Consider the following 911-nt stretch of genomic DNA (forward strand, 5'->3'; position numbering starts at 1 on the left):
GGACCCTCATTCGTCCAGCAATGGAGAAGTTATTCGAGGAAACCGGAGAGACAGTACACTTTGCCGAGCTAAAAGGCTCGAACGCACACTTCCTGGAGGCCATCGAAAGCCAACGCGCCGTCCGCGTTGCCTCACGTCACGGTGCGATGCTTCCTGCCAACTGCACTGCAACGGGCAAAGCAATGCTGAGCCTACTCACCACGGAACAACTGCATGCCCTGTACCCGTATGAGGAGCTCCCGGGTCTCACCAAGGGATCTATCATTTCCCGTTCCGAGCTGGAGCGTGCCCTCGAAACGATTCGGCAAACCGGGTACTCAACGAGCCAGGAAGAAAGCGAAGACGGCGTCATGTCAGTCGCTGTTCCCATCACCAGCCCGAGCGGAAGCTACTACGGGATCAATGTATCCGTGCCCGCTCACCGCATGACTGACCAACTCCGCACAGAACTCGGGGCTATGCTCCAGACAGCCGCCAAAGAAATCCAGAACTTGCTCGTTTAAGGATCTCGACGGCCGGTGACGGTGGGGCTGTGGACAGGACCACTTCAGCTCAGCGGCGATTCCAGAGAGTCGATTTTCCGCAGTCGGCGCCCGAAGAAGAAGGAGATGACCACGGCGACGGTTGCCATACTGGCGAGCATCGCCCAGGTCAGTGTCGAGTTACCGAGGCTAAGGGCCACCCCGGTGAGCACGGGGCCGATGGTATTGCCGATGTACGTGCCGGTCTGGACAATGCCGGTGGCCGCTGCGGTGGCCCCAGGTGCCATGTGCGAGATGAGGAAGTGCGCCAGGCCTGGCCAGCCCCACCCCAGGCCCGCCGCGAGCAGGACACCTGCCACGTAGCTCCAGGTGGTGGGGATCGCCATGAGTGAAAGCCCGACGGCGCAGACGATGAGTGCTGTCTGGATC

General features: G+C 60.8%; 2 protein-coding genes. One reads left to right on the forward strand and one right to left on the reverse strand.

What is annotated here, in order from left to right; translation table 11 throughout:
* Positions 1-503, forward strand: a 503-nt coding sequence (locus tag ABD250_RS18015) for an IclR family transcriptional regulator (protein ID WP_344393598.1), incomplete at its 5' end; no start/stop codon positions are given.
* Between the two features lie 44 nt (positions 504-547).
* On the opposite strand, the gene ABD250_RS18020 is transcribed toward ABD250_RS18015, so the two are convergent.
* The coding region (locus ABD250_RS18020) for an MFS transporter (RefSeq protein WP_344393601.1) at positions 548-911 on the reverse strand (364 nt) is incomplete at its 5' end.

This window comes from Dietzia cercidiphylli, from assembly GCF_039531545.1.
GTDB classification, from domain to species: Bacteria; Actinomycetota; Actinomycetes; order Mycobacteriales; family Mycobacteriaceae; genus Dietzia; species Dietzia natronolimnaea.